General features: G+C 36.2%; 23 protein-coding genes. 10 read left to right on the top strand and 13 right to left on the bottom strand.

All coding sequences use genetic code 11. From position 1 onward, the window contains the following. Positions 1-37: 37 nt before the first annotated feature. Complete coding sequence (locus HCH28_RS02930) at positions 38-871, bottom strand: TetR/AcrR family transcriptional regulator (protein WP_221679637.1); 834 nt, start codon at positions 869-871, stop codon at positions 38-40. Between the two features lie 99 nt (positions 872-970). Here HCH28_RS02930 and HCH28_RS02925 point away from each other — a divergent pair, with 99 nt between their 5' ends. Continuing rightward, on the top strand, positions 971-4,060 hold the full coding sequence (locus HCH28_RS02925; RefSeq protein ID WP_221679636.1) for an efflux RND transporter permease subunit: 3,090 nt from the start codon (positions 971-973) through the stop codon (positions 4,058-4,060). A gap of 59 nt (positions 4,061-4,119) precedes the next feature. Here HCH28_RS02925 and HCH28_RS02920 read toward each other — a convergent pair whose 3' ends face one another. Next, positions 4,120-5,688 (bottom strand): glycoside hydrolase family 10-like protein, encoded by a 1,569-nt coding sequence (locus HCH28_RS02920; protein WP_221679634.1) that lies wholly within the window; start codon positions 5,686-5,688, stop codon positions 4,120-4,122. A gap of 507 nt (positions 5,689-6,195) precedes the next feature. On the opposite strand from HCH28_RS02920, the gene HCH28_RS02915 reads away from it, so the two are divergent. Beyond that, entirely contained in the window at positions 6,196-7,449 is a 1,254-nt protein-coding gene (locus HCH28_RS02915; protein ID WP_221679633.1) for an MFS transporter, read from the top strand. Positions 7,450-7,636: 187 nt separating this feature from the next. Here the strand turns inward: HCH28_RS02915 and mprF are convergent, their stop codons facing one another. The 3 genes from mprF to HCH28_RS02900 all read right to left on the bottom strand — a co-directional run bounded on the left by mprF (position 7,637) and on the right by HCH28_RS02900 (position 12,904). After that, the gene (mprF, locus tag HCH28_RS02910; RefSeq protein WP_221679632.1) at positions 7,637-10,162 is read right to left on the bottom strand and encodes a bifunctional lysylphosphatidylglycerol flippase/synthetase MprF; all 2,526 of its coding nucleotides are present in this window, start codon (positions 10,160-10,162) and stop codon (positions 7,637-7,639) included. Positions 10,163-10,594: 432 nt separating this feature from the next. Beyond that, a complete protein-coding gene (locus tag HCH28_RS02905; protein ID WP_048391959.1) occupies positions 10,595-11,302 on the bottom strand; it encodes a response regulator in 708 nt (235 codons plus the stop codon). After that, positions 11,303-12,904, bottom strand: a complete 1,602-nt coding sequence (locus HCH28_RS02900; protein WP_221679631.1) for an ATP-binding protein — start codon at positions 12,902-12,904, stop codon at positions 11,303-11,305. 395 nt (positions 12,905-13,299) lie between these two features. Here HCH28_RS02900 and HCH28_RS02895 point away from each other — a divergent pair, with 395 nt between their 5' ends. The 3 genes from HCH28_RS02895 (at position 13,300) to HCH28_RS02885 (ending at position 15,599) form a co-directional block, all read left to right on the top strand. Continuing rightward, entirely contained in the window at positions 13,300-14,562 is a 1,263-nt protein-coding gene (locus tag HCH28_RS02895) for a dicarboxylate/amino acid:cation symporter (RefSeq protein ID WP_009371221.1), read from the top strand. A 176-nt stretch (positions 14,563-14,738) separates the two neighbouring features. Then, positions 14,739-14,942, top strand: a complete 204-nt coding sequence (locus tag HCH28_RS02890; protein ID WP_221679630.1) for a hypothetical protein — start codon at positions 14,739-14,741, stop codon at positions 14,940-14,942. 114 nt (positions 14,943-15,056) lie between these two features. Further along, complete coding sequence (locus HCH28_RS02885; RefSeq protein ID WP_221679629.1) at positions 15,057-15,599, top strand: GNAT family N-acetyltransferase; 543 nt, start codon at positions 15,057-15,059, stop codon at positions 15,597-15,599. Between the two features lie 37 nt (positions 15,600-15,636). On the opposite strand, the gene HCH28_RS02880 is transcribed toward HCH28_RS02885, so the two are convergent. The 8 genes from HCH28_RS02880 to HCH28_RS02845 form a co-directional block, all read right to left on the bottom strand. Continuing rightward, positions 15,637-16,617 (bottom strand): S66 family peptidase, encoded by a 981-nt coding sequence (locus HCH28_RS02880; protein ID WP_221679627.1) that lies wholly within the window; start codon positions 16,615-16,617, stop codon positions 15,637-15,639. Continuing rightward, complete coding sequence (locus tag HCH28_RS02875) at positions 16,614-17,129, bottom strand: GNAT family N-acetyltransferase (protein WP_221679626.1); 516 nt, start codon at positions 17,127-17,129, stop codon at positions 16,614-16,616. The genes HCH28_RS02880 and HCH28_RS02875 overlap by 4 nt, the downstream gene beginning before the upstream one ends. An 18-nt stretch (positions 17,130-17,147) precedes the next feature. Then, positions 17,148-18,113: a S66 family peptidase gene (locus HCH28_RS02870; RefSeq protein WP_221679625.1), complete on the bottom strand. Its 966-nt coding sequence runs from the start codon at positions 18,111-18,113 to the stop codon at positions 17,148-17,150. Positions 18,114-18,129: 16 nt separating this feature from the next. Beyond that, positions 18,130-19,233 (bottom strand): GNAT family N-acetyltransferase, encoded by a 1,104-nt coding sequence (locus HCH28_RS02865; RefSeq protein WP_221679622.1) that lies wholly within the window; start codon positions 19,231-19,233, stop codon positions 18,130-18,132. Between the two features lie 131 nt (positions 19,234-19,364). Next, positions 19,365-19,844, bottom strand: a complete 480-nt coding sequence (locus tag HCH28_RS02860) for a hypothetical protein (RefSeq protein ID WP_221679620.1) — start codon at positions 19,842-19,844, stop codon at positions 19,365-19,367. A gap of 6 nt (positions 19,845-19,850) precedes the next feature. Continuing rightward, a complete protein-coding gene (locus tag HCH28_RS02855) occupies positions 19,851-20,513 on the bottom strand; it encodes a potassium channel family protein (RefSeq protein ID WP_004224679.1) in 663 nt (220 codons plus the stop codon). Between the two features lie 141 nt (positions 20,514-20,654). Beyond that, the gene (locus HCH28_RS02850; RefSeq protein ID WP_004224678.1) at positions 20,655-21,110 is read right to left on the bottom strand and encodes a TlpA family protein disulfide reductase; all 456 of its coding nucleotides are present in this window, start codon (positions 21,108-21,110) and stop codon (positions 20,655-20,657) included. 147 nt (positions 21,111-21,257) lie between these two features. After that, complete coding sequence (locus HCH28_RS02845) at positions 21,258-21,800, bottom strand: peroxiredoxin (protein WP_004224676.1); 543 nt, start codon at positions 21,798-21,800, stop codon at positions 21,258-21,260. Between the two features lie 406 nt (positions 21,801-22,206). Between HCH28_RS02845 and HCH28_RS02840 the strand changes: the two genes are divergently transcribed. The 5 genes from HCH28_RS02840 to HCH28_RS02820 are packed head-to-tail and all read left to right on the top strand — an operon-like array spanning position 22,207 to position 26,536. Beyond that, positions 22,207-22,749 (top strand): helix-turn-helix domain-containing protein, encoded by a 543-nt coding sequence (locus HCH28_RS02840; RefSeq protein ID WP_004224674.1) that lies wholly within the window; start codon positions 22,207-22,209, stop codon positions 22,747-22,749. A gap of 17 nt (positions 22,750-22,766) precedes the next feature. After that, a complete protein-coding gene (locus HCH28_RS02835; protein ID WP_004224673.1) occupies positions 22,767-23,873 on the top strand; it encodes an ABC transporter ATP-binding protein in 1,107 nt (368 codons plus the stop codon). After that, positions 23,863-24,672, top strand: a complete 810-nt coding sequence (locus HCH28_RS02830) for an ABC transporter permease (RefSeq protein ID WP_221679618.1) — start codon at positions 23,863-23,865, stop codon at positions 24,670-24,672. Before HCH28_RS02835 ends, HCH28_RS02830 begins: the two co-directional genes overlap by 11 nt. After that, positions 24,669-25,466 carry an ABC transporter permease gene (locus HCH28_RS02825; protein ID WP_221679616.1) on the top strand — a complete coding sequence of 266 codons (798 nt, stop codon included), beginning with the start codon at positions 24,669-24,671 and terminating at the stop codon, positions 25,464-25,466. The genes HCH28_RS02830 and HCH28_RS02825 overlap by 4 nt, the downstream gene beginning before the upstream one ends. Continuing rightward, positions 25,463-26,536, top strand: coding sequence for an ABC transporter substrate-binding protein (locus HCH28_RS02820; protein WP_221679615.1), 1,074 nt, complete (start codon positions 25,463-25,465; stop codon positions 26,534-26,536). Before HCH28_RS02825 ends, HCH28_RS02820 begins: the two co-directional genes overlap by 4 nt. Positions 26,537-26,757 lie beyond the last annotated feature (221 nt).

Genomic DNA, 26,757 nt, shown 5'->3' with positions numbered 1-26,757 from the left:
TGTTCACCGCCAAGTGTGAACAATTCTATCCTAGGGTTCAAATATTAAAGTATTTTGCAGTTACATATGCAATCCAATGATACGCTGGGTCTAAACGTAAATTTTCAATTAGCCCTTTAATAATTGCTTTACCATAAGTAGGATTTTCTATTTCTTGCTTTAACAACTCAATGGATTCTTTTTCTATAGAATCCTCAGTATTATTTATATTTTGCTCCAATAATTGTAGTAAAGCATCTTTTGGCACGTCTTGCTCACACGGCTTTGCAATAAACGGCACAAGATCTGCTGTAATAAATGGAATGGTTGTATGTTGGGCAATAATATCTGTTTTTTCTGCTAAAGATTTAGCTAATTGCTCTAAATCAAGTGGCATATCTGAAAAAATAAAAAGCTCAGCATAGCTCTTCATAAATCCTTTTATGCAATACATTACATCATATTTCGTTTCTTGTAATTGATCCTGATAAAGCTGCTCCAGCATATAGAGAATTGATTTCGACATTTCTGCTTCATACGCTGTTATTTTATGAAAGAGCTCTTTTTTTGTTAAAAAGACCTTTTCATTAAAGAATACACGTGCGGATGCAGAATGGTCTTTGAATGCTTGAAAAATGCTTTTATAAAATTCAACCAAAACAGTTTCTTTGTTATACGCTCCTCTGACTACTTGGTCAATATCTGTAATAAACTGCTGTAAATAGTAATCAACCATAGATATAACAAGCTCATCTTTGGTTTTGAAGGATAAATAAAATGCACCTTTAGAAATCCCACAGCGTTCTGTAATTTGTTGTACTGACGTAGCTTCAAAACCCTGTTCAGAAAACAGTTCTAACGCTTTCTCCATAATTAATTTCTTTTTTAACATATTTTTAACTCTCTCCTAATGCATTTCGTTGACAAATGACCGATTAGTCATTAGTATAAATAATTGAATTTAGATAGTCAATAAAGGGTAGGTGTGAAGGTGAAAGGTTTAGTTAATTTCGTATTAAAGAACAAATTGGCAGTGTGGTTATTAACAATTATCATCACTGTCTCTGGTATTTATTCGGGTACAAGGATGAAAATGGAATCGATACCAGATATTTCGATCCCGTATTTAATTGTCATGGGTGTATATCCTGGCGCAACGCCTGAACAAGTCATGAATGATCTGTCCATTCCGTTCGAAAAATCCATAGAAAGTTTAGAAGATGTGAAGGCTGTTTACTCAACATCCTCTTCCAACGTAGCACAAGTTCAAGTGGAATACGACTATGGAATTGATATGGATGAGAAAAAACGACAATTAGAAGCAGCTTTAGATAATCTTAAACTACCTGAAGGTGCTCAAGAGCCTACTATTATGGCAATCAGCATGAACATGATGCCTGTAGTCGCTTTATCTGTAAGTAGCTCTAAGGAAGATATTGTTGATTTAACTTCAACAGTTGAAGATGTTTTACTGCCTAAAATCGAAAAAATTGATGGTGTGGCATCCGCTACCATCACAGGTCAGCATATTGAACAAGTATCGTTTAAATATGATGAAGAAAAAATGGCAGCACTTGGTTTAACAGAGGATACTGTTAAACAAATGATTCAGGCAAGTGATATGTCACTGTCACTTGGTTTATATCAATTTACTGTCGGGGAACAAGCAGTTTCAGTAGACGGTAAGGTAAAATCAGTGGATGAACTAAAAGACTTATTAATTCCAGTTACACCTTCAGCTACAAATCCTTCACCTTTCGTTCGTCTAGGTGATATTGCAAAAATTGAAGTAGAAGGTAAAGTGCAATCTGTTTCACGTACAAATGGTCAAGATGCCATTGCTATTCAAATCGTAAAAGGCCAAGATGCTAATACGGTGACAGTTGTTAATGCCGTAAAAGACCTTATGAAGGATGAGGAAAAACGATTAGACGGCTTAAACGTAGAGATCTCTCTTGATCAAGGTGCCCCAATTGAAGATTCTGTATTTACAATGATCGAAAAAGCAGTCTTTGGTGGCGCAATTGCCGTATTAATCATTTTACTATTCTTACGTGATTTCAAATCAACGATTATCTCAATTATTTCTATCCCAGTTTCTATCTTCATGGCATTACTCCTACTAAACTGGATGGATATCACATTAAACATCATGACCCTCGGCGCGATTACCGTCGCAATCGGTCGTGTTATCGATGACTCAATCGTAGTTGTAGAAAATATTTACCGACGAATTCACTTAAAACAAGAAAAACTTACAGGTCGTGCCCTAATTCGTGAAGCAACAATTGAAATGTTCAAACCAATTCTTTCTTCAACATTGGTAACGGTCGCTGTATTCGCTCCTCTTATTTTCGTAGGTGGTATGGTAGGCGAATTATTCATGCCATTTGCCCTTACAATGACATTTGCATTAGGTGCATCATTATTAGTTGCGATCACAATCGTACCTGCTTTATCTCATTTCTTATTCCGTAAAAAGTTATACGGTGAGAAAACTGAAAGCCAACATAAAGAAGTTGGTAAACTTGCTATCTGGTACAAAGGTGTCTTAGAAAAAGTATTAAATCACAAAATTATTACATCTGTCCTTGCGATTCTTTTACTTGTTGGTTCTCTTGCATTAACACCACTTATTGGTTTTAGTTTTATGGGCTCACAAGAAGAAAAAGTTATGTACTTAACGTATACGCCTGCAACGGGAGAACTGGCTGACGAAACGGCAGCTAATGTTGAAAAAGTAGAAAAAGAATTAATGAAACGTAAAGATGTTGATATTTTACAAGTTTCCATTACAGATGCGAAGAATGTCGATCCATCAGCAATGATGATGGGTGGAGGTGCTGGCGGTGCCTTGATGTATCTTATCTTTGATCCGGATATGGAAGACTTCCCTAAAGCTCGTGAAGAGGTAGAAGACTATGTATTTAACATCGGGCAATCAGGAGAATGGAAGTCTCAAAACTTCACTTCTATGTCGATGTCATCAAACGAAGTCAGCTATACACTGTATAGTGATGATTTAGATAAACTTCGAGATGCTGTGAAACAAGTAGAGGGTGCTCTAAAAGAAGTGGATGGCTTAGAAGATATTAAATCTGATAATGAAGATCCATATGTAGAGAATGTGCTAAAAGTTGAACAAAAAAATGTCCTTCAATACGGGTTAACAACAGCTCAAATTGTGATGGCATTAAATTCAAATACATCACAAGAAGTATTAACTACCGTGAAAAACGATGGTAAAGATATCGATGTTATCGTTCAACGCGATGCTAAAGCAGCTGCGACTACACTTGATGATGTCTTAGCCACTGAAATTAAAACAGCATTGGGTACAACAATGACAATCGGAGAATTAGTAGATGTTGAGGAAGGTACAACACTTAACTCATTATCTCGTTCAAAAGGTGAATATTTCGCAACAGTATCTGGTACGATTATTGGTGACGATATTTCAAAAGCCACTACTGCTGCTGATAAAAAAATTGATAAATTAGATTTACAAAAAGGTGTAACACTTGGTGTTGCTGGTGTTGCTGCAGATATGCAAGAAACATTCACTAAGCTTGGTATTGCGATGTTAGCAGCCATTGCCATTGTTTACTTCATTCTAGTGGTAACATTCGGAGAAGGTTTAGCTCCATTCGCTATTCTTTTCTCACTACCATTCGCAGTAATTGGTGCATTCATTGGATTATTCGTTACAGGGCAAACTATTTCTGTATCTGTCATGATGGGTCTATTGATGTTGATTGGTATCGTCGTAACAAATGCCATCGTATTAGTTGACCGTATCATTCATATGGAACATGATGGTCTTGCCATGCGTGAGGCGATCCTTGAAGCAGGAGCAACACGTTTACGTCCTATCCTGATGACAGCCATCGCTACAATTGGTGCTATGATACCAATGGCGCTTGGTACTGGCGGTAGTGGATTAATTTCCAAAGACTTAGCTATTACTGTAATTGGCGGTTTATTATCTTCTACCCTATTAACACTCGTTGTTGTACCAATTGTTTATGAAATGCTATCTAAAATGTTAAAGAAAAACCGTAAAGATATTGAAGAAAATTAATAAAAAAACAACCACTCATGCAATCTTTGCATGAGTGGTTGTTTTGTTTTCTAAGCTTTTTATTGATTTTCTATTACTACAAAAACTTCCTTGCTTTCCACACCTGTATTTGATACGGCCTTAATGCCATATGTATAGCTATGCTTAGCAAGAGCTGACTTGTCCACAAATTTAGTGAGGCCATCCATATTATAAACAACATCCACTATATTTCGAGGGTCATCATAAGAGCCTTCTTTGTTTCCTGAAAAACGATAAATGACATACTTGCGTGGTTGTCTTTCATTTTCGTCTATAATCTCTATCTTGCGACCTGCCGCTTCCTTTGTCACTTGCACAAAAGTCGGCACGTTCGGCACTGTGTCATCATCCCAAGTTGTTTCTGGTGTCAGTGCTGTGTAATTATATAATTGTTGACTAACAATCGTTGCATAGCCTAGTTTATTGTTTTGAAAGCTTCTTAAGGAGAAATGCATTTGCCCCTCAGCCGCTACCTTTTCCGAACGATTCGCTAGTATTTGACTTGGTAGCTCCATTTTATTTTTCCATGCTGCATCACTATCATTGCCAACTTTGTAATCAGCAAGCCCAATGTAAAGATGCACAGGGTGTGTTGTTGCGTAGGTTTGCACTTCATGGCTCCACCAATCTAGCAGCGTTCCATATTTCGCAACAGTTAATGTTCTTGACCAATAAATTTGTGGTGTAATGTAATCAATTGTGCCATTTTGAATCCATGTTCTGACGTCTGCATATAAATCATCGTAATTATTAACACCAGCCCTTGTATCGCTGCCTGTTTTATCTAGCGATTTATTGCGCCATACACCAAATGGTGAAATACCAAATTGAACATATGGCTTTGTGTCTTTAATGGCCATGTAAAGATTTTCTACAAGACGGTTGACATTATCTCGTCGCCAATCCTCCACCTTTTTAAAGGAAGCACCATAATTTTTAAAAGTTGCTTGATCTGGAAAAACTTCATTAGCAATTTTATATGGATAAAAATAATCATCCATATGCACTGCGTCAATATCATAATTGGCTACCAGCTCTCTTACTACTTCAACTAAATAGTCTTGTACTTCTGGTAAACCAGGATTTAAATAATATTGCTTACCGTATTTGATAACCCAGTTTGGATGTGTTCTAGCCACATTATCAGCAGCAAGGTCTGTCATTTTTTGTCCAGACATTGTTACACGATACGGATTCATCCATGCATGCAGCTCCATACCCCGTTTATGACTTTCCTCTATCATGATCGCAAGAGGATCGTAGCCTGGATTTGTGCCTTGCTTTTTGCCTGTTATGTAAGATGACCATGGCACTAGATCAGAGACATACATTGCATCATTTGTTGGTCTTACTTGATAAATAACAGTATTGAATTTATTGGCTTTTAATTGATCCAAAGTTTGGCGTGTCCAAGCCGTGTACTGCTCCTTCGTCATACCTGCTTTCATATCAAGATTAAGAACGGTTGAAATCCAGACAGCCCTCATCTCCCTTTTTGGCTGTGTCGTGCTTGCCATGGCAGGCTTTGTTGGGATGGTCGATAGGCATAACACAAAAATCATCGCGACTAAAGTTAGGATCTTCCATTTACTATTTTTCTTTCTCATATTTCCTCCATTTGCTATTTTTCTATTTTAGTATATGACAAGTACTCGCTATATGCACGTCTCTGAAGCAACTTTATCGCGATCAATGCAATAGATAATAAGTTTCACGTCTAACAAACGTTCCCGTTAGTTCCAAATATGAATACTAACCCTAAAAAACTACTGACAAGGCGATAAGATGAATAGTACTTTTCCTTTAGATTGATTTTACAATTTCCATATTTTTAAATTCAACCTAATTTTTGCTTAATTCATTCTTTACGCATAGATGAACTTTATGCTACAATCAACACAACTTATATAGAACGGAGGGTATTCCAAATGACAGCTTCAATTAGACTACGATTTCACCTTACTAATTAAATATGTATATACTTTGCCTGCTGTGCAAGGGAAATGGAATTAGGTCTAGTCTGTTTTAGGAATACTGGAAAAGAGGGGACTTCTACTCCCCTCTTTTTTTGTGTTGTCTTTTACTTTCCACACAGGCACTTCTGTTAGAAAGGGATGACGAAATTGGAACATTGGAAACGTAATACAATACTTTTTTTAAGTAGTCAAACGATTTCACTTTTTGGCTCTGCTCTTGTGCAATATGCCATTACATGGTACATCACACTTACAACACAATCAGGCAGCATGATGACCATCGCGATCATTTGCGGCTTTTTACCAACCTTCTTTTTAGCACCTATTGCTGGTGTGTGGGCAGATCGCTATAACCGTAAATGGCTTATTATTTTAGCAGATGGAATGATTGCCTTATCTACCCTAATTTTAGCTATTTTATTTTTAATCGGCTATGATGAGCTCTGGCTACTATTTGTTATATCAGCCGTACGTGCAGTTGGTGCAGGTATTCAAACACCAGCAGTAGGCGCAATTTTGCCACAATTTGTGCCTGAAGAGCATTTAATGAAGGTCAATGGTGTAAATAGCAGTATTCAAGCTTTCATCATGATTCTTGCACCTATGGCAAGTGGTGCATTATTAACGATGGCTTCTATTGAATCCATTTTCTTTATTGATGTGACAACAGCGGCTATTGCCATCGCTATCTTCTTATTATTTCTGCATATCCCTGCACATGCAAAAGCTAATCAGCCACAAACAACAGGCTATTTTAGTGATATGAAACAAGGCTTCATCTATATTAAAGAGCATGCTTTCTTGAAACAATTATTCTTGTTCTTTGCCTTTTTCATGCTGCTTGCTGCACCTGCTGCCTTTTTAACGCCTTTACAAGTTACACGAACTTTTGGCAATGATGTATGGCGTTTGACTGCCATCGAAATGGCCTTTGCCATTGGGATGTTAATCGGTGGTATCGCAATCGCAACATGGGGTGGCTTTAAAAATAAAGTGCATACGATGACATTATCTGCTTTATTATTTGGTCTTTGTACCATGGCTCTAGGAGTCATACCTGTTTTTTGGCTGTATCTCATGATCATGACAGTTACTGGAATAGCTATGCCAATCTTTAACACACCCGCAACGGTGTTATTACAAGAAAAAGTGGATAGTGATTATATGGGAAGAGTATTTGGCATTCTTAGTATGATATCTACCTCTATGATGCCTTTAGGAATGCTAATTTTTGGGCCAATAGCTGATATTATTGCTATTGAGTGGCTACTCATCGGTACAGGATTATTACTCTTCATCCAAGGATTTTTCCTTCTGGGCAGTAAAGTCTTATTAAAAGCTGGTAAACCTACTGCTGAGCCTATGGATGTTGAAACGCTAGAAAAAAAGTGAAGACTTCGTATAAGAGATGATTGCTGTTGATCAAAAATAATTAAAACTTAACTTAGCTTTTATATTTTAGACGCTAAAAAGCCCTGCTTTATGCAGGGCTTTTTCGTCTCTATCCATTTCTAGAGAATAATTCTTTTGTGCTTTACTTGCTTCAATACCGCGCTAAAAATTATAAAGTTTACATGACTTACTTTTTCCTCTTTTGCCCGATTAATAACGTGATTTGTGCCATCGTGAATGGTAATGAAGATTTTTTCCGATAGGCTACATATTTGGGTACCCAAAAATCTGCATATTTTAACTTGAAGTTTTTTAACCCTTTAAAATGATAAAAATGCTGTCCGTGTAGAAAGATTTGTGCAGCTATTTTTTCACTTAAAAAGGAATATCTAGACTGTCCGACATTGGATAAAGGCGACATCCCCATATTAAAGACACGATAGCCTTCTGATTTTGCCCATTCAAATAGTGATAAGAAAATGAAATCCATTGTTCCAGATGGTGATCCTGGCTTAAAACGCATCAGATCTACTGAAATCCTTTCTCCTTGATCATACATAGGCATAATACTAGCAAAGCCGAACGTTCCTTGCGTGCCACGTAAAACAGCAATATTGGAAGTGCTTAAATAGTGTTCATCAAAAAAACCAAGCGAAAAACCTTTCTCCGCCCTTCCCTGCAACCATTTTGTTGATACCTCTTTCAATTCCTTCATGACTTCCTGAGAATACGGAGGACTCAGTATTTCCACAATATAATTTTCTCTTTCAAACTTATTTTTTATTGATCGACTGCCCTTCATTTCTTTACCCGTGAATGTAAATTTCTCTAAATCTACAAAGGCTTCCTCGCCAAGCTTAAAGAAACTATATCCATACTCGTGTAATGCAGAGAAAATTTTATTGTTAATTTCATAAAAGACAGGAGTGTAGCCATGCCGATCAGCCAATTCCAAAAATTCCTGGATAGCAGATAAAAAATCAGATTCATTACCAACTGGATCTCCAAGAACGATAATCTTATCTGCATAAATTTGATAAGAGAATAAAACAGTTCCTTTTTCATTCCAATGTACAAATTTATCATGCAAAAAAATCAAATGGGAATACTCCGTTCCTTCATAGGACTTCAAATGATCTTTAATAGCTTCCTCCTGCTCTTTAGATAAAAGCTTTACCATTTTCTTAGGTGTACGTATAAAATAGCCTATATAAAAAATAACAATGGCGATCAGAATACCGATAATCGCACTATTAAAGAGGTCCTGATAATCAGTTATCATATAGTCTTGTAGGGCACTAGGAAAATGAATTTTAGCAGAGGGTAAATTGACATAGCCAATTACCACATACATAGCTGTAATAATTGTTACTACAGCAAGATCAATTATGACAATCCCCCACGTCAAAACATAACTTTCTCGATAAAACTGCTTTTTGGACACCATTAATAACACTGCGACAATGACTAAAAAAATGGCTTCCTCATAATCAAAACCCTTAAAAATTGAAAATAGCGCTGAACTACTTAGCACAACAATCGCGAGCTGGTATGCCCTTTTTACTTTGTATTTGATTCCCCTACATAATCCTAACAATATAAAGCCCGCTGCCACGGTCAATTGATGGGATACATTCATAATGGGTGAGGATAAAAATTCCTGAGCAATTTTTAGACGACTTAGCACCCCTGGCAAAGCTGCAGATAGTAATAAAATAATGCCAGAAATAAACACCAAAATTGTTAATAGCATATGGCTTAGTTTCTGAAAAATAATATTTGGTAAGTCATCCCATGATTGATTCCATCGCATCCAATATTCTTTAATAAATAAGAGAGCGGAAACAAAAAATGGTAAAACAAAATACCCAACACGGTACAGAATTAATAGAAACAACACTTTTTCATCAGCAATTCCTATACTTTGTGTTCCCCACAAAAAAACGAGATCAAAGGAGCCAACTCCGCCAGGTATCATGCTGACTATTCCTGCACTAGAAGCAATTAAAAATATAGGAATTAATGTGGATAATTCTATTGGAATCTTTAAAATAAGCGTTAAAGCCCAGATTACGAAAAATACAGCAAGCCACTCAGCTATTGAAGTAACCATCAATTGAAGTGATATTTTTGGTTTTAAAGAGCTTTCCTTTTTATATCGAATCATATACATCGCCCAAAAAGCTGGTACATATAGGCTGACAAGAACAACTGCAATCGATAACCACCGTTCTTCTTTTAGCAACGAGAAATCCCAAAAGAATATATACATAATCCACGTTAACAAAGAAATCCCTGTTAAATAGAACAGGGTGACCGAAGCAATATTTCTTAACATACCTTCCTTATCGTCTTTATATTTGGAATAAAAATAATCACGTAAGAATATACCAACTAACCCTCCAAAGCCAATAAGGTTTGAAAAAGTATTTACGATAAATGAATGATTGAGCAAATTACGTTTATTGATGTTGATACCTAATATATTTGCTAAAATAACATCATAAAAAATCATTGGTGTAATTGCGAAAAAGGTGATTAGGAAAATCAATAAAAGCTCCCATAGCTGAAGCTCGTTCACTTCTTCTTTTAGTAAATGAACATCTATTCCACTCACTGACTGTTGGATTTCATAAATAGCTACCACCAAAAGTAATATTGGAAATAGAATCTTTAAAAATTTCAATAATGTCTCTTTTCGGACGTTAAACATATGCCTAACCTACTTCCCATGAGCTAACTTAATACTTCTATTACCTAAATCAATTTATTTTTTAGGTAACTGACTATTTCCATATTGTAATGTATCTTTGCTATATGTATTGTCAAAGTAAAGTACTACTATTCATACTAATCAACAAACAATCGAACAATTTTCCTCACCTGCCTATTCCTATCCCATCACCCCAAAAAGACATTTTCATTTCCCTTATATATTAGAGAAATAAAAATGTCCATATTCAATAAAAATAATCATTTTAAAGCATACCTCAATAAGGAAGCTCCTCTCTACTCCATGATATTCAAATTTACCTACTGCCTTTTATGTATCGGGATTTGGAGCTTCTTGCATTCTCGTAAATAAAGCTTTTAGAACGCCCCCTAAACTTTACTATTTCGGCTAAAAATTTTAGGTAACTAATCATTAAATATAATAACGATGAATAGGACGTCCTACGTTTCCATATTGTATATCTACTTTTAATAGTTTCTGCTTTTCTAAAAAGTCTAGATAGCGTCTAGCTGTAACACGTGCTGTACCTATATAAGCTGATACCTCCTCAGCTGATACTGCCTCGCCACTTTTTTTTATATATGCAAGTACCTTATCTAAGGTAGCTCGATTAAACCCTTTTGGGAGTTCTTCTATAAGAATGGCATCCATTCCTGTTGTTTCTACTACAATTTGTTCAGGAAGACGCTGTTGCATTAAATGATCGACATCATGCTGAGTTAAATCTTGCATGCCGCTTATTTTCCTTCTATAGCTTTGATAATTTTTTAAAGTCTGCTCAATCCGCTCAAACGTAAAGGGCTTCATAATATAATCATAGACACCTAAGTGTAATATTCGCTGCACAGTGGGCATATCATTCGCAGCTGTTACAGCAATAACATCAACATGAAGATGCTCTTCTCGGATTTTCCCTAACGTTATAATGCCATCCTGCTCTGGCATAAAAATGTCCATAAAGACAAGCTCTGGGGTTAATTGTTTAATTTTTTGAATTCCCTCAATTCCATTGCTAGCATAGCCAACTAATGAAAAACCTTTGATTTGCTCAATAAATTGTCTGTTCACTTCTCGTACCATTGGATCATCTTCAATCAATAAGACATTTATTACATCCATCTATACTTCTCCTAACTCAAATAAAATTAAGAAACTTGTCCCTTTCATAAATTCACTTGTTACTTCAATATCTCCATTGCCTTTTCTTACAATTTCATAGACTAAATGCAACCCAATGCCCCGATTTTCACTAGCCTTGGACGAAAATCCATTTTCAAACATACGATCCTGCACCTCTTTGGTCATGCCAATTCCATTATCGGTAACTGCAATCGCTAAGACGCCATCATGCTCGTCTACAGAGATGGCTACATATTTATCTTCCTTCGAAAGGACATTTAAAGCCTCAAAAGCATTTTCAATTAAATTGCCAAACAACACAACAAAATCATGATGATCTAATAGAGGTGGAAAGCGTTTAAAATGACTTTTCCGATCAATCTCAACCTCGATGCCCAGTTCTTTTCCATAGCTTACTTTACTTAATAACAAACCTGAAATATTTTCATTATGAAAGCGTTCATTTAAAAACTTCGTCAATGAGGCTTCATTTTCAGTAGTGACAGTAACATATTCAAGTGCCTGCTTTGTATGTCCTAATTGCAGTAGTCCTGCAATTGTATGAATCTTATTTTTATGCTCATGGGTTTGCACACGTAATGCTTGAACAAAGGCCTTTACACCTGTTACTTCCTCCGCAAGCTTTTTCACAGCTGTTAAATCTTTAAACATAGCAACTGCACCAACTAGCTCTCCATTCACAATAATAGGTACACGATTACTTAAGATACTATGATGATTAATGTAAAGCTCTTGATCATAAACAGGTGTTGCTGTTTCAACAATTTCAGGCAGACGGGTATCAGGCAAAACGTCATAAATCTTTTGTCCAATACAGTCCTCTATTTTCCTAGTAACACCTAAAATATCGGCCGCTTTTTCATTAAAAATGGTGATATTCATTTCCTTATCAACCGCTATTATTCCCTCATGCATAGCATTAAAGGTTTCTGTTCTTTCCACATACATTTTTGCAATTTCATGAGGTTCAAGCCCAAACATTTGTTTTTTTATATGTCGTCCAAGTGTATAGGCACCGAAAATACTGAAAATCAGCGATATAACAATAGTTATCATAATTTCTCGCTCATAACTTTGTAACATTTCCATAAAATCTGGTAATGAATAGCCAACTACTACAATGCCGACTTGTTCTCTTTTATCATTAATAATTGGCACGAAAGCTCTTATCATAACACCCGATTCTCCACGTGCCTTTGATACATAATAATGTTCACTAAATGCGGCGTTTAAATCCTGCGACTCACTGCGTTTTCCTATTTCCTTACTTACTGGGTGTGATAGTTTAATACGTTCCATATTCATTACAACAATATACTCGGCCTTATGAATCACTCTAATGCCATCTACAATTTTATTAATACTTTTTGCAGATTCTTTTATATTGTCATTTTTCAAATGCACACTAAGCTCTGGTACATTTGATACAGTTCTTGCCACAAGCATTGCCCGCTGTCCAAAATCTCTTTCCTGTTCAGATAATAGGTTACCGAGTAAAAAAATACCACCTAGTAAAAAGGAGAGTGCAATGATTAAAAATGTCACTAACAGTATTTTGCCGTTCACAGGCATTTTCATCATTAAAAAATTCCGTCCTTTCAAATTTGCATTCTCATAATCACTGGCACACATATTTAGTTTTAAGATTATCTGCAAAAAAATCTTTTGACAACACCTTTAGTCTATATAAGTAGCAGAAAATATTGAATTTAATGAACAATATTATAAATTGATAATTTAAAAAGAACTTAATTATCACTCTATGTTTTTGTATTATAACAATAATTAATGAACTATAGCGTACCATAACAGGGAGAGTTATTGATATTACTATATTTATATGTAATTGTAAGTAAATGTACTTAATGAACGATATGTTTCTTATTTTCTAAATCTCTTTTTTTAAGAAATATTCGCTATGATACTTTTAGTGAAAGCGATATCAAAGAGAAAATTTAGAAAAGAGGTAGCAAAAAATGAAGTTACTGAAAAATTTGACTGTTCAGGTTATAGTGGCTATCATTCTTGGGATTATTGTTGGAGCCATTTTTCCCGAGTTCGGTGCCAGCTTGAAAATCTTAGCAGACCTATTCATCAAATTAATTAAAATGTTAATTGCCCCTATAATTTTCCTAACAGTCGTTATTGGAATCGGCAGTATGGGAGATATGAAAAAGGTCGGGAAAATCGGAGGAAAGGCATTGCTTTACTTCGAAATAGTTTCCACAATTGCATTAGCAATCGGAATTGCTGTTGCTTTAATCGTAAGTCCTGGTACAGGCTTGGATACATCAGGTGCATCTGATGCTGATATTTCAAAATATACAACTGCTGCAGCTGAATCTGAGCAGGGCTTGGGTGCCTTCATTTCTAGTATTATTCCAGAAAATGTAGTTGGTGCATTGGCAACAGGTCAATTATTACCAGTCCTATTCTCTGCTGTTTTATTTGGCCTAGCAGCTGCCTCAATAGGCGCACCCGCAAAACCAGTCATCACATTCTTTGAGCAAGTAGCAGAGATATTCTTCAAGATTGTAAGTATGGTTATGAAAATATCACCAATCGGAGCTTTTGGTGCAATGGCCTATACAATTGGGAATTTTGGTTTAAAATCTTTAGGTAATCTAGGTTTATTAATGGCTGCTGTATATATAACAATGTTTTTATTTGTTGTCTTTATTTTAGGTGCCATTGCAAAGTTCTTTGGATTCAACATCTTTAAATTTATCGCTTATATCAAAGATGAGATTTTCTTAGTAATTGGGACTTCCTCTTCTGAATCAGCTCTGCCATCTATGATGCGAAAGCTTGAGAACTATGGTTGCTCGAAGCAGGTTGTAGGTTTAGTCATTCCTACTGGGTACTCCTTCAATCTAGATGGGACTTCCATCTACCTGTCCATGGCTGCATTGTTTATCGCACAAGCATATGGAATGGAGCTAACTTGGATTCAAATCATTACACTGCTCGGAATTTTAATGATTACTTCTAAAGGTGCAGCAGGTGTAACAGGCTCAGGTTTTATTACATTAGCAGCAACTTTGGCTGCCTTCCCAATGATACCAGTGGAAGGAATAGCGCTGTTAATCGGTGTAGATCGCTTTATGTCTGAGGCTCGTGCTGTAACTAATTTAATTGGTAATGGTGTAGCTTGTGTTGTCGTGTCAAAATCTGAAAAAGAGTTTGATATAGCTATGGAAGAACGTGCACTTCAGGGAAAGACCACTATTTCTTCCTAAGAAAAATGGTAGGAATGATAGCCATCTCTGTTTCACTACACTCTTTATCATTCAAGTAAAAGCTATGTACTTATGGTTTGGCGCTGACAACAAACAATTAGCTTACACTATCACTCAAAATAAAATGTTTACACTCTAGTAAAAAAGTGAAAGTTAATAGTAAGAGGTGATAGTGAATGAATGATAAAAAACAGGCAAAAACACGTAATACGAATAACCCTGATGTATTGGATACAGATAAAGAAAGCATTTTTGATAAACACGAGGACATGAAAACAGTAGATCCAATACCTGTCGAAGAATTGAATGAAAAAGTAAAAGATGAAAAACATAAAACCAAAACTAAGGATTCCTCAGCAACAGATAAGCGCTATCCATAATGTGAAGGTGAAATTTTTAATAATAGTGCTACACAAATGAATAAATAAAAAAGTCGACCTAATTCATTATTATGGGTCGATTTTTTATATACTATTTGTTAAAGGAGGTAAATCATGAGTAACATACCAATTATGAAAACGGAGAGGTTACTATTAAGACCTATTACACATAAGGATTTAGAAGCAATGTTTCACTACTCTTCCCGTGAAAATGTGGCGCGTTATGTGACATGGCAAGCACACACTAGCTTAGAGAACACAAAGGCTTTTATGGCATTAATATTTGATGGTTATCAGCAAGGCAATCTGATGTTATGGGGTATTGAATATGCAGGCACAATTATTGGAACGATTGATTTTGTGACGATTAATGATACCCATAAATACGCGGAAATTGGCTATGTTCTTTCTGAGGATTTTTGGAATAAGGGGTTCACAACAGAAGCAACTAAAAAGCTCATTGACTTCGGTTTTAATGAATTAGATTTAGTACGTATCCAAGCACGATGCTTTGAAGAAAATATTGGGTCCCAAAAGGTTATGGAGAAGTCAGGTATGCAGTTTGAAGGGCTATTACGGAAAAGTATGCTTGTTAAGGGACAATACCAAAATGTAAAAATGTACGCTATCACTGATGATGATTATAGGAACCTCTAGAAAATAAAGCCTTGCTACGATTTGCAAGGCTTTATCATTACAACCATCTTTCCAAACAGTATATCTTTTTAGCTGTGGCATCTATCCTTACTCGTTTGCCTATCGCAATTGGATGCATAGGATGTGTATGACAAATATCCACCTCTGCTAATATAGGAATCTTTATTCCATCCAATTGTTCAAGTAGAATATCATATGGCTGTCGACCCGTTCCTAAATCATCGTAGCATTCATGTTTCCCCAAAATAATCCCACTAACTTTGTCAAAGACACCATGCAATTTTAGCATTGCAAAATTCTTTTCAACAACAGCAGCATTTTTTAAGCAGTCCTCCACTAATAAAATATCACCTTCCACAATTTTAGGGAAATACGGCGTACCAATAAATCCATACATGGCATTGGCATTCCCACCAATTAACCTTCCTTCAGCAACCCCACCCTGAATCGCTAACCATTCATTCTTTTTGAGTTTTTTATCCACTGTCTTCTCAAGCCAATTAACAGGTTCATCCGACCAATAAGAAGGCATTGGGATTTCGTAAGGTAATGCTTGGGGTTTAAAGAAATAATGCTCAAAAAATTTGAAGGTATCATTTACTAATGGTTCAAACTCACCAAAGGAAGGTACGAGGGCTGGACCATAAAAAGTTGAAATACTCGTCTTTGCATAAAGTGCCAGTAGAACGGCCGTTGCATCCGAATAACCTACGACCATTTTGGGATGTTGACGAAAAGCCTCATAATCAATATAAGGTAGCATGCTATTGGCATTGGTGCCTCCTATTGTAGACATAATCATATCCACATTTGGATTGCGTAATAACTCATTCAATTCTTCTGCTCTTTCTTTTGGCGAACCTGAACGATAATAATCGGATTTACCAGTTAGAGAACCTGTCACGATTCGAAAATTTTTATTCTCGAGAAATGCTTTAGCACGTTCATATCGTTCCAAAGCCGTCACCGTTGCTGGGGAGGACGGTGAATAAATGCCGATGTTTACTTTTGTAGTCATACGTTAGTTCCTTTCCCAATCAATAGTTTTGACATATAGTATTCATTAATATATTGTCCATCTACATACAGCGAAGCCCGCTTCGTTCCCTCAATATCAAAGCCCATTTTCTTATACAAAGCAACACCAGCCTCATTATTTTCCATGACGGTTAATTCTAGACGATGTACACCATTCTCCATTGCCCAATTTTCTACGTGTTGAAATAAAGCCGTTCCAATTTTTCTTCCTCTATAGTCACTATGTATGCCTATGACAAGATAAGCACGGTGAGCAATTCTTTTCGGCTCATTGCCTTGTACAATTAAGTACGCCACAACCTGCTCATCCATTTCAGCTACGAACAAAGCTGAGTGGTGACTATGATATAGCTTGTCTATATACTCCCCAAATGGCTTAGGTGCTAAATTGCGCTCACCTGGTCCAAATAACATAAAATTTGATGCCTCTGCATTTGTCATAACAGCTATAATTCGTTCACTGTCATGTCGGGTTGCTTCTCGTATGATCATGTTGAACACGCTCTCCTTCTAAAATATAGTCACCTGAATCCTCAATTCTTTTGTATTTATATGGACATTGCCACCGATAGGGAATGTAAAAATCGGCTGTGTATGACCAAAATCCACATCATATAATACAGGGATAGCTTTTAATAGTGGATGCTTGTCTAAAATAAAATGTAATTGTTCTTCTGTCATCGCAGAAGCTCGTTGAAATCGACCTATTGCCAATCCTTTAATTGTAGTCGTTGCTTGCAATAATGACGTGAGATCACGTGCAAAAATGGCAGGATTCACAAGCTCATCATCCTCTAAAAATAAAATACAATTCGATAAATCAGGCATGTAAGCTGTTCCTTGCAATAAATTTAACGTACATAAATTACCACCATAAAGCTGCCCACTCACTGCGCCTTCCGAATAGACCTTCCAGCTGGCTGCCTCAAAATGACGATTTTCCTGATCAATATACCATGCATCATCACTCCAAATACTAGACGCAACTAGAGAAAATGGATTCTTCTCCATTAAACATTTTTGAAAATAGGAAAGCTGATATTTTTGTGCTTGCACCATACGAAAGCTAGAAAAATGTGGCCCTGAATAAGTGATAAAATCGCATTTTGTAGTAATAGCTGTAGCTAGGGCCGTGATATCACTAAACCCACAAAGTATCTTCGGATTTTCAGCAATCATTTGATAATCTAAATAAGGTAAAACTTCATTACAGTTGTATCCACCAATCACCGTTAGTATCGCCTTCACTTGTGGATCCCGAAAAGCTTCATGTATATCCGCAACACGGTGCATGATGGAGGAAGAGTGCTGCAAATCACATTCAAAAATGTGGGCACCAAATGATACGTGAAACCCTAATCTTTCCAATATGATCTTCGTTTGTTCAACCATCTCTACTTTTAAAACTTGGGCACTTCTACTTGGAGCAATAACACGAATCTCATCACCCAGTGTTAGTTTTGCTGGAATTCTCATACTTTCTTCATCCCTTCTAATAGCTTTGAATTTTAGCTACTAACCTTTCATTCCTAAAATGAAGTGTCTCAGTATCTATGAGTGTGTATTCTTGTAATGTGGGATGATTTTCTATCCAGCGATCAAATGCATACCTTCTCTCCTGATCATTATAATGAGGACAATAGATACCTGATAATAGCCCTAAGCCATTCCATTCCTCGAAATCATCATAAGTATTTTCACTAAAGCATTTTTCAAACCAGCACATTGCCCCAGCACTGATGCCAACTAATATAATCCCTTTTTGATAAGCTTCCTTTAACAATTCATCAAAACCATATTCTCGCCACTTTTCAAGAAGATAACCTGTATTCCCACCACCCACATAGATAATATGCTGCGCTAATAATTTTTCTCGAATGCTTCTATCACGCATATCTTTTTGCAAAATATGGGTTGCTTCACAATGATGGAATGCTGCATAAAACTTCTCGATATACCCTTGTGCATCATTACTTGCTGTGGGAATAAAACAAATTTTAACTCGTTCATTTTTCTGAGTTTGTCGTAAAATGTACTCATCGATAAATGAAGGGGTCTGCTGAGAAAACCCACCGCCTGATAGGGCAATGATTTGTCTTATCGGTTCGTTATTTTTACTTAATTCATAGACAGCTTGTTCCTGCCCAAATCTTTCTAACATCTGTACATTCTTCATTCCTAATTTTTCAAGCAAGCGACATGATGCCTTGTTAGCTGTTTGTGTTTCTGCCACAATAGATTCTATATTCAGATAATTCAAACCATCCTGAATTACCTGCGTTAGCACTTCAAAAGCTAACCCCCTCCCCCAAAACTGAGGTAAAAATTGATAGGAAAGCTCATACAACTCCTTATCATGGTATTCATCGATCGAGACAAGACCTATAAATTCACCTGTCTCCTTTAAAGTAATATATAAATATGTATTAGGAAATGGCGCTTCTAGCATGCCTTTAAAAGATGCTTCTATATAGCTGTTTGATGGAACACCCCCGAGATAAGTTCGAACTTGTTTATTAGAGTAGAGTTTTTGTATATCTGTAAAATGCTCTGGTTGTAATTGTTCGATTATACAATTAGTTGACATGATTTTCATTACATCTAGCCCCCTTCTTTATGTCAAAGTTTAATCTAACTCTCTCAATGAAATCAAATATTTTTCCAATTTTTCTTAAAAATAGAATAAAAAAGTAGTGACCAGCATGAATTGCTGTATCACTACCTGCATTATTGGTCGTATTGTTCAAGTAATCGTTGCGTGTTGGTCGATTGTTCGAGTACCTTTTTCTCTTTTGCCCAATAAATCAAATATTGTGCATCACCCATACGAAAAACCATTTGCTGCAACTCTTCATCAAGTTCAGAACTAATAGCCACTTTTAATATTTCTACCTCATAAAGAGGCTTCTCCTTCATTTTATAAATGATATGATATACAGGCTTTTCTTCAAAAATCGTTCTTTCCTTTTTGGAAAGCTTCCTTACATGACTTAATGGATATTTCTCAATAAAGTCTTGTGCTTCTTCGCCTGTAGCACGAAATAGTGATTGATCTCCTTTGAATAATTCAATGTGGTCAATTTCTGTGGCATGATCTAGAACAAGAGAAATTGCTTCATCTTCACTTTTTTCTCTGTTTTGCATAATAAAAGCACCAACTAATAAAATACCAGCGAATATAACAAGTCTCCATCTGCGTTTCGTCATTTGCTCTTACCCGTTCAAGGCCTTTTTAACAAAGCGATTTATATCAACATCAGCACCTATAACAAGCATAATATCTCCTAATAAAATCTTGTCACTGGCCTGTGGAGATACGATAATATCAGCCCCACGCTTTATTCCTACAATGTTGATGCCATATTTAGCGCGAATATCTAAATCCATAATGGAATAGCCAGCAATCGCATCATTAGCCTTTAATTCCATAATGGAGTGTTCATCTGATAGCTCTAAATAATCTAGAACAGTATTCGACAACATATTATTAGCAATACGAATACCCATATCTCGCTCAGGATGGACGACAAAATCTGCGCCAATTTTACGTAAAACCTTTTCATGGTAATCGTTTTGAGCCTTTACTGTAATTTGCTCAACACCAATTTCCTTCAAAATGATCGTTGTTAATATACTTGCTTGTATATCTTCCCCAATTGCTACAATCACGTGCTCAAAATTACGAATGCCTAATGAATTCAACACCGATTCATCGGTTGAATCTGCAATAACAGCTTGTGTAGCAATGGAAGCAAACTCATCTACACGCTCTGAAGAATGATCAATTGCCATTACCTGTGCGCCCTGACTCATTAATTCACGAACAATACTGCCTCCAAAACGTCCAAGCCCTATGACTGCAAACTCTTTTTTCATCATAAAAATCCCTCCGAAAACTACTATACCACCATTGTAGCCTATTCTCTGCGATATGTATTGTCAAAACAAGAGCCAATTCGTCAATGGTGGACAACAAAAAAGACGAGGATCTCAATCCCCGTCTTCACCATATCATTATTATTCAGCGTTACGCATCTCATCTAAAACGCGGTTTACACGCTTTTCTAGCATTTTCATACCACTACCACCAGCTTGCATATGACGCAGCTGTCCATCTTTATCGAACACAAAATATGCTGGAACATATTGGTTTTCAAAAGCATCTGTTAGCTTCATTTCACTGTCTACAAAGATTGGTTGCACAATATCATGCTCTGCTGCTACTGCTTTAATTGTATCTAAATCAGTATCTGCCTCAGAACGTGGCATATGTACTGCTACAACGTTTAATTCATCTTTATATTGATCGCGGAAATTGTTCACATCTGGCATTGCTTCTTTACATAAATGACAGCTTACTGACCAGAAGTGGATTAATGTTGGTTTTTTGCCTACTAATTCTGCTTTAGTTACTTCACCATTTAACCAAGTCGTTGCGCCGACTAATTCAGGCATTTGTTCACGAAGTTTCATAAAAATCCTCCTCTAAAAGATCGTTTGTCTTCAAATATTTAGATAACGGGGTAAAAAAACTCTTTCCCAAAACAAAAATTCAGTTAAAAGTCCCCACAAGCTTGTCGTGGGGACTTTTAATTTTTCGCATAATCGACTCTATTTAGATTATAGAGTTGCTTGGCCTGGACGCCAGTTAGCTGGGCAAAGACCACCAGTTTGTAGTGCTTGAAGTACACGTAGTGTTTCATCAACATCACGGCCGATGTTGTTATCAAATACTGTTTGGTATTTTAATTCGCCTTCTGGGTTGATGATGAATAAACCACGTAATGCGATACCTTCTTCTTCAATTAATACACCATATTCTTTAGATACTTGATGGTTTGTATCAGCAGCTAATGGGTATTTTAATTCACCAAGACCATTTTGCGTACGGTCTGTGTTAATCCATGCTAAGTGTGTATGGATTGTGTCAGTAGAAACACCGATTACTTCTGCATCTAAGTCTTCGAACTCGTCATAACGATCGCTCATTGCAGTGATTTCAGTTGGACATACAAATGTAAAGTCCATTGGATAGAAGAAAAGAACTGTCCATTTATCTTGTGCTTTAATATCTTCTAATGATACTTTACCAAATGATTTGTCTGAAAGTACTGCTTCCATTGTAAAGTCAGGTGCTTGTTTACCTACCATGCGTTCTGCCATAATAAATCCCTCCAAATAAATATGTAGTTTATATATTCCATTCGCACTAGCGAACTCGTCTTCTACGATAGCAGAGTAACTGCAGTTTTTCAAACAAGTAAACTCCGCCCGTTTGGATGATTGAAATGGATTGACAAAAATTCGTCAAATCCACAACTGGAATTATAGTTATTGTCTATCTACAAGCTATCTTTGACAATAATATTCTACACTATTCAAAATTTTTCTCACTTTCATTTATACCCCATTTTTTAACTTTTTATAGCTATTTTTTTCACGAAAAACGATTGCAAATTTTTTATTATTATGTATAATTGTAATGGTTTTAGTAAACTAAAAGTTTCGTTAAAGTAAACTTCATATTTCAAAAGTTTATCATTGCTAAACTTCTCTTAGGAGGGAAAAGATGCAAATAGGAGCAAAAATTAAAGCGCTTCGTTTAAAAAAGGGTCTTACCCAAGAGGAACTTGGAGAACGTACAGATTTAAGCAAAGGTTATATTTCCCAATTAGAACGGGATCTAAACTCACCTTCAATTGAAACATTATTTTCAATATTAGAAGTATTAGGGTCAAGACCCAAAGACTTTTTTGATGATGAATCACCTGAACAGAAGGTTGTTTATACAGAGGAAGATCAATCTACCTATACAGATGAAGAAAAAAAATATGAAATTCAATGGCTGATTCCTACTTCGAATGAAAAAGAGATGGAACCCATTTTCTTAACCTTTGCGGCAGATGGCGAGTTCAAACAGTTTGAGCCTTCGCTTTCTGAAACATTTATTTATGTGGTTAAAGGGCGTATTCGTCTCGTTTTAGGGAATGAACAGTATATCGCAAGTGAAGGTAACGCACTTTATTATGACGCGACAGACCATCATCAGATTTTTAATGCACATGATGATGAAACAAAAATTTTACTTGTCGCAACAGATTCTTATTTATAGCTTAAGGAGGCGCATCCATGACAACCAATTCAATTATCCGCTTTGAAAATGTTTCAAAGTCATATAGCGACGGCACCGTCGTTTTAAAAAATATCAATTTGGAGCTTGAAAAAGGGAAATTTTATACACTCCTTGGTCCATCAGGTTGTGGTAAAACAACCATTTTACGAATTATTGCAGGATTTACGGAACCTACAACAGGAAATGTATTTTTCCATGATAAAAAGATTAATGCAGTTCCTGCCAATGAACGTCAAGTTAATACTGTTTTTCAGGATTATGCGCTGTTCCCTCATTTAAATGTGTTTGAAAATGTCGCATTTGGCCTACGTATTAAAAAGCTTCCTGAAAAGGACATAAAAGAGCGTGTAGCTGAAGCCTTAAAGTTTGTCAATTTGGCAGGGTATGGTAACCGCGAAATATCTGAAATGTCTGGTGGACAACGACAACGTGTCGCGATTGCACGTGCCATTGTCAATGACCCTGAAGTAATTTTACTGGATGAACCACTTTCAGCTTTAGACTTAAAGCTACGTACAGAAATGCAATATGAGCTACGTGAATTACAACAACGTCTTGGCAAAACATTTGTCTTTGTTACACATGATCAAGAAGAAGCACTTGCCATGAGTGATGAAATTTTTGTCTTAAGTGAAGGCCAAATTCAGCAATCAGGTACACCAGTGGATATTTATGATGAACCGATTAACCGCTTTGTTGCTGATTTTATTGGTGAATCCAATATTGTACCTGGCGTGATGATTGAGGATTTCAAGGTTGAATTTGCTGGCAATGTTTTTGAATGTGTTGACCAAGGGATGAAGCCAAATGAAAAAATAGATATTGTCATTCGACCAGAAGATTTAGAAATGACAACAATTGATAAAGGCAAACTTGTGGTAAAAGTGGATACACAATTATTCCGAGGGGTACATTATGAATTATCCACATATGATAAAGATGGTAATGAGTGGCTAGTCCATTCATTGAAGAAAGCAGAAGTAGGGACTGAGATTGGCTTAGACTTTGATCCTGAGGCGATTCACGTAATGCGCTTAAACGAAACAGAGGAAGAGTTTGATAAACGATTAGAATCGTATGGAGACGATGAAGATGCAAACTAAAACATCGAAACCAGCGTTATTTCCATATGTGTTATGGATTGCCTTTTTCGTTATCGCGCCAATTGCACTCGTTGTTTATTATTCCCTGCTTGATTTACATGGCAACTTTACGCTCGATAACTACAAAGCGTTCTTTTCTTCGGTTTACTTAAAGATGACTTTGAGCTCGTTTTGGTATGCATTTTTAATTACATTCTTTACACTATTAATTTCATACCCAACTGCCTATTTTTTAACGAAGACAAAGCATAAACAACTTTGGCTTCTACTTATTATTATTCCTTCATGGATTAATCTTTTGTTAAAAACATATGCCTTTATCGGCATCTTTGGGTTATACGGGCCTATTAATGCATTTATCGAAGTATTTGGCTTTGATCCAAAGCAAATGCTCTTTACCGATATTAGCTTTGTCTTTGTGTCTGTCTATATCTTTATTCCATTTATGATTTTACCGATCTTCAATTCTTTAGATCGTTTAAACCCAACACTCATTTATGCAGCACGTGATTTAGGTGCTTCGGCTTTTACAACCTTCCGTCGTGTTGTTTTACCATTGACAATGGATGGCGTTAAATCTGGTATTCAAGTCGTCTTTATCCCTGCCCTATCCCTGTTCATGATTACTCGCTTAATTGCAGGGAACCGTGTCATTACTCTAGGCACAGCGATTGAACAGCAATTCCTTGTGACACAAAATTGGGGTATGGGTTCCACTATTGCTGTATTCTTAATTTTATTCATGGTGATTATCATGCTAATTACGGGACAAAAGGATAAAGGAGGTCGCGTACGATGAACAAACTATCTGCTTCAGCCAAAGTCTATTTAACAATTGTTTTTATCGTTCTCTATGCTCCAATTTTCTATTTAATCTTTTACTCGTTTAATAGTGGCGGCTCCATGAATAATTTTGAATCCTTTACTTTGGAGCATTATCAAGCTGTTTTTGAAGATTCGCGTCTTCTTGTTATATTAATAAATACGGTCATCGTGGCATTACTTTCTGCTCTCATTTCTACTATTATTGGTACGCTAGGAGCAATTGGAATTGTGACGGTAAAGGATTCTAAAATGCGTAATACTTTATTATCCTTAAACAATGTCTTAATCGTCAGCCCAGACGTTATTATCGGGGCTAGTTTCTTAATTTTATTTACAATGGTAGGAATTAAACTGGGCTTTGCATCTGTTTTATTAGCGCATGTCGCATTTAGTGTACCGATTGTTGTATTAATGGTTTTACCAAAGCTACTAGAAATGAATAACTCATTAATCGATGCAGCATTAGATTTAGGAGCAACGAAAAAGGACGTTATGATGCGTGTCATTCTTCCTTATATTCAGCCAGGTATTTTTGCAGGCTTCTTCCTTGCCCTTACGTATTCATTAGATGATTTTGCCGTGACATTCTTTGTAACAGGTAATGGCTTTAGTACTTTATCCGTCGAAATTTATTCAATGGCCCGCGCAGGAATTTCTCTAACGGTGAATGCAATTTCTGGTTTAGTATTCTTTATTACTGTTTTAGTTGTTGTTGTTTATTATTTCATTACTAGTCGTACGAGTAAAAGAATGGAGGGGCAACGATGAAGTCACTAATTCAAGCTACCATCGCCATCCTTGTCGTTTCAGCCCTTTTATTCTACGCGGCTGATGCCTTAAGTGCTGGTGGCGGTAAAAGTGGAAAAGACACGTTAACCATCTTTAACTGGGGAGAATATATTGATCCTGATTTGTTAAAAGAATTTGAAAAAGAAACAGGCATTCATGTTATCTATGAAACATTCGATTCCAATGAAGCTATGATGACAAAGATTCAACAAGGCGGAACAGCTTACGATATTGCTGTCCCTTCTGAATATATGATTGAGAAGATGAAGGAAGAAAAATTATTGATTCCTTTAGATAAGAAGAAAATCCCTAATTTAAAAAATATTGATCCTTACTTTTTAGATTTACCATTCGATGATAACAATAAATATTCTGTCCCTTATTTTTGGGGAACAGTAGGTATTGTCTACAATCCAAGCCTTGTTGGAGACTTAGACTTCTCCTCTTGGGACGATTTATGGGACCCTTCTTTAAAGCGAAAAGTCTTTTTAGTAGATGGTGCGCGTGAAGTCATTGGCATGGGCTTAAACAGTCTTGGCTATTCTCTGAATTCACTAGATGATCAGGAACTTCGTGAAGCTACTGATAAATTAATCACACTCGCACCAAATGTAAAAGCGATCATTGGAGATGAAATTACACCGTTAATGATCAATAATGAAGCAACTGTTGCCCTTACATGGTCTGGCCAAGCAGCTGACATGATGTATGAAAATGAAGAGTTAGACTTTGCTGTACCTGAGGAAGGCTCAAACTTATGGTTTGATAATATGGTCATCCCAAAAACATCGAAAAATATTGATGGTGCCCACGCCTTTATTAACTTCATGCTAAGTGCTGAATCAGGTGCTCAAAATGCCGATTTTGTAGGCTACTCTACTCCTAATATTGCAGCCATGGACTTGATGGACGCAGAAGTTGTTTCTGACGAACGCTACTATCCTTCTGAAGAACAACGCGATACATTAGAGGTCTACAAAAATTTGGGACCTGATTATTTAGGGAAATACAACGAATTATTTTTAGAATTTAAAATGAGTATCCGGTAATTAAACTAGCGAAATGGTTTTCACACCAATTCGCTAGTTTTTTCTCTGCCTATCTAATTTTCTATTAAATAAGAACATTTTCAATCGACTATTTGTATTATTATATTTAGAAAATATTTTATCTAAATTTTAATAGATGCTCACATCATCTGTTATGGAAAAGCTTTACCTATAGATTTTTTCATCGAACCTGCATAAATTTATATTTTCTTTATCCATTG

This window comes from Lysinibacillus sp. K60, assembly GCF_019731275.1.
GTDB classification, from domain to species: domain Bacteria; phylum Bacillota; class Bacilli; order Bacillales_A; family Planococcaceae; genus Lysinibacillus; species Lysinibacillus capsici.
Note: the sequence above shows the minus strand (reverse complement) of the source record. Positions and strands in the feature narration are given on the sequence as shown.